Origin of the sequence: Pseudoalteromonas sp. P1-30, from assembly GCF_001400005.1 — a bacterium.
Lineage (GTDB): Bacteria > Pseudomonadota > Gammaproteobacteria > Enterobacterales > Alteromonadaceae > Pseudoalteromonas > Pseudoalteromonas atlantica.
Genome location: NZ_LKBC01000021.1, coordinates 33,760 through 37,289, shown reverse-complemented (window position 1 = coordinate 37,289; position 3,530 = coordinate 33,760). Strand labels below are relative to the sequence as shown.

Genomic DNA, 3,530 nt, shown 5'->3' with positions numbered 1-3,530 from the left:
GCTTTTTCTCAGTGTAGCGCGAAGCGACTCGGTGCCCTCGGTGGTAGAGGTATTTGGGGTTAATGATCCTAATGTAATTAAAACATTACTATTACCACAGAGAAATGATGGAGAAGTGCTGGATAAGTAATTAATAAACTTTATGTATCTCTATCCAGAAATTTAATTTTGCCAGCATATAAAAATAGCTTACTAGCTGTTAAATACTTCGCAATCATAAGCCAAACTAGTAACCAGATGAAAATATATAAAGTTTAGTATAAAGGTAAATTAATGAATCATGACGAAAATATAGTATGGCATTCGCAAACCGTGTCGCGAGAGCAAAAACAGCAACACAAAGGTCATAAACCTGTATTACTTTGGTATACTGGTTTAAGTGGTTCGGGTAAATCAACCATTGCTAACGCCGTAGAAGCCAAATTGTTTGAGCTAGGCTGTCATACCTATTTGCTTGATGGCGATAACGTACGCATGGGGCTGAACAAAGGGCTAACTTTTAGTGATGAAGACCGCATTGAAAATATTCGCCGTATAAGTGAGGTTGCTAAATTATTTGTTGATGCAGGACTTATTGTATCTACAGCATTTATTTCGCCGTTTAAAGCCGATCGTGTACAGGCGCGAAGCATAGTAAATGAAGGTGAGTTTGTAGAAGTGTTTATTGATACCCCACTCTCTGTTTGCGAAAGCCGCGATCCGAAGGGGTTATACAAAAAAGCGCGTGCGGGCGAAATACCTAATTTTACAGGTATTAGCTCTGCATTTGATGTACCCGAAGCCCCTGAGTTGCATGTGAAAACAGCAGAGCAAAGTATCGAACAAAGCGTAGAGCAAATTATTCAGTACTTAAAAGCAAACAAAATTATTAAGTAATCAGGTTCTAAGTTTTAGTGGGCTTATTTCTTAGTTATCTTTTTACCTAGAGATGTATATGAAATATGATATTTTTAACGGTGATGCCGATGGTATTATCGCTTTATTACAGCTTCAATTAGCTAACCCTACCGAGACAGTAAAGGTAACAGGGGTAAAACGCGATATTCAGCTAATGCAAAAAATCACTCCAAAAGCGGGTGATTGTATTAGAGTGTTGGATATTTCAATGGAAAAAAATATGCCTGCGCTTCACGATGCTTTATGTGCTGGGGCGCGTGTTATGTATGTAGATCATCATAAAGCCGGTAATATACCTAATCATGCTAATTTGTATGCTCACATCGATTTAGATGCGAATATGTGTACTAGTTTGATTGTTAGTGATTTACTAGATAAGCAATTTCATTTATGGGCTATTACAGCAGCATACGGTGATAACTTATTTGCTAAGGCTGATAGCGAGGCCGATAAGCTTGAATTAACTGAACTTCAAAAGTCACAGCTAAAAGCATTTGGTACTTACATAAACTATAACGGCTACGGAAGTGAAGTGGCTGATTTACATTTTGCCCCTGCTGATTTATTTGAGCTGCTTATGCAGTATAAATCGCCCTTTGATGCAATAAATGATAAAAGCTCGGTTTATTATACTCTTGAGCAAGCTTATAAAGCTGATATGGAAAAAGCTGCCAATGCGCAGATTCTCCATAATTGTGATACCGCAAAAGTTATTTTATTAGAAGATGCTGCTTGGGCTCGTCGAGTAAGCGGCGTTTTAGGTAATGATCTTGCTAATCAGTCACCAAATAAAGCCCATGCAGTATTTACGTTTAATAATAAAGGCAGTTACTTAGTCAGCGTTAGAGCCCCCCTAACTAACAAGCAAGGCGCTGTTGATATTTGCAGTAAATTTGATACTGGTGGGGGTCGTGCTGCTGCTGCTGGCATTAATGAATTACCTAAAGCGCAAGTTGAACGTTTTATTAAAGAGCTCGTAGAGTATTACGCATAGTTAGGCCAAGAGCCGAACGATGTAAAATTTAATTGTAGATACACAGCTTGCTGGCGTTTAAAAGCAGCGCTTTTAAGGTGGTTATTACATTATAAGCGAAGAGGCGCTTTGCTTTTAACCATTGTAAACGTTAGCTCTTGTATCTGCTGCGAGAATTGATTTTGGCGCTGTAGCGAAGTTTGTTGGCGGGCACTTGCTGGCCGAAGCACACATTATTTTTGTTTTACAAAACCCTAAACTTATATACTGTATAAAAAAGCACGTTATTAAATATATTCAGGTTGTATCTACTTTTAAATTGCTAAGTTAAGATCAACGTATAAACTATTTTTTTAAATAAAGGACTAACCATGAAAGCTGTAATCCCTGTTGCTGGCCTTGGTACTCGTATGCTACCAATGACTAAAGCCATCCCTAAAGAAATGTTACCTATTGTTGACAAACCTCTTATTCAATACATAGTGAGCGAGTGCGTGGCTGCTGGTATAAAAGAAATTGTTTTAGTTACACATAGCTCAAAAAATGCAATTGAGAACCACTTTGACACGAGCTATGAGCTTGAAGCTACGCTTGAAAAGCGAGTCAAACGAACCCTACTTGAAGAGATTCGTTCAATTTGCCCTGCCGATGTAACTATAATGAGTGTACGTCAAGGTGAAGCGAAAGGCCTAGGGCACGCTATTTTATGTGCTAAGCCAATTGTGGGTGATGACGACTTTATAGTATTACTGCCTGATGTAATACTTGACGGTTATACGGCTGATCAAAAAACTGAAAACTTAGCAGCTATGATTAAACGTTTTAATAAAACTAAAGCAAGCCAAATTATGCTAGAGCCAGTAGCACAAGAAGATGTAAGCAAATATGGTATTGCTGATATAAACGGCGTACAGCTAACACCTGGCAACAGTGCCGCTATTAAAACCATGGTTGAAAAACCAGATGCCGATAAAGCGCCATCGAACCTTGCAGTTGTTGGCCGTTATGTATTAAGCAAAAATATTTGGCCGCTACTTGCAAAAACACCAGTAGGCGCTGGTGGAGAAATTCAATTAACCGACTCTATTGATACGTTAATGGCACAAGAAACAGTTGAAGCATTTCATATGAGTGGTCGTTCACACGACTGTGGCGATAAGCTAGGTTACTTAAAAGCGATTGTTGAATACGGTATGCGTGATGCTAAGTTGGGTGAGGATTTTGGGCAATACTTAGCGTCGTTGGTTAACGATGAGCCGACTGCGCAATCAGGTAATGTTGTAAACCTATAATTTCAAATTTTTAATTTGATTAATTTACTAAAACCGTGTTTGAGCCAAACACGGTTTTTTTGTTTATAGCTGATATTTATTTTAAGGCTTTAATAGAGAGAAATTAATCAACCACAGAAGTCACGGAGGAGTGAAACAAAAGTAATTAATAAATATTATGTTTTTCCTCTATGTAGTGCGCAGCGCCTCGGTGTCCTCGGTGGTATAAAAATGTTTAATTAACCACAGAGGACACAGAGAAGTAAATGAGAAGGTTTTTTCTCTGTGTAGCGCGAAGCGCCTCGGTGTGCTCGGTGGTAAAAATGGATTGGGTTAAACAAAAAGTGATTAACAGATTATCACCACCACAGAGAACACAGAGAAGAGAA

Annotated in this window: 3 protein-coding genes; all 3 read left to right on the top strand. The window is 38.5% G+C overall.

Annotation, left to right across the window (positions count from 1 at the left end; translation table 11 throughout):
• Window positions 1–273 precede the first annotated feature (273 nt).
• The 3 genes from cysC (at window position 274) to galU (ending at window position 3,162) form a co-directional block, all read left to right on the top strand.
• Entirely contained in the window at window positions 274–876 is a 603-nt protein-coding gene (gene cysC / locus AN395_RS18735) for an adenylyl-sulfate kinase (protein WP_054983922.1), read from the top strand.
• Window positions 877–934: 58 nt separating this feature from the next.
• Complete coding sequence (locus AN395_RS18730; protein WP_054983926.1) at window positions 935–1,891, top strand: DHHA1 domain-containing protein; 957 nt, start codon at window positions 935–937, stop codon at window positions 1,889–1,891.
• A gap of 350 nt (window positions 1,892–2,241) precedes the next feature.
• A complete protein-coding gene (gene galU / locus AN395_RS18725; protein WP_054983921.1) occupies window positions 2,242–3,162 on the top strand; it encodes a UTP--glucose-1-phosphate uridylyltransferase GalU in 921 nt (306 codons plus the stop codon).
• Window positions 3,163–3,530: the final 368 nt, after the last annotated feature.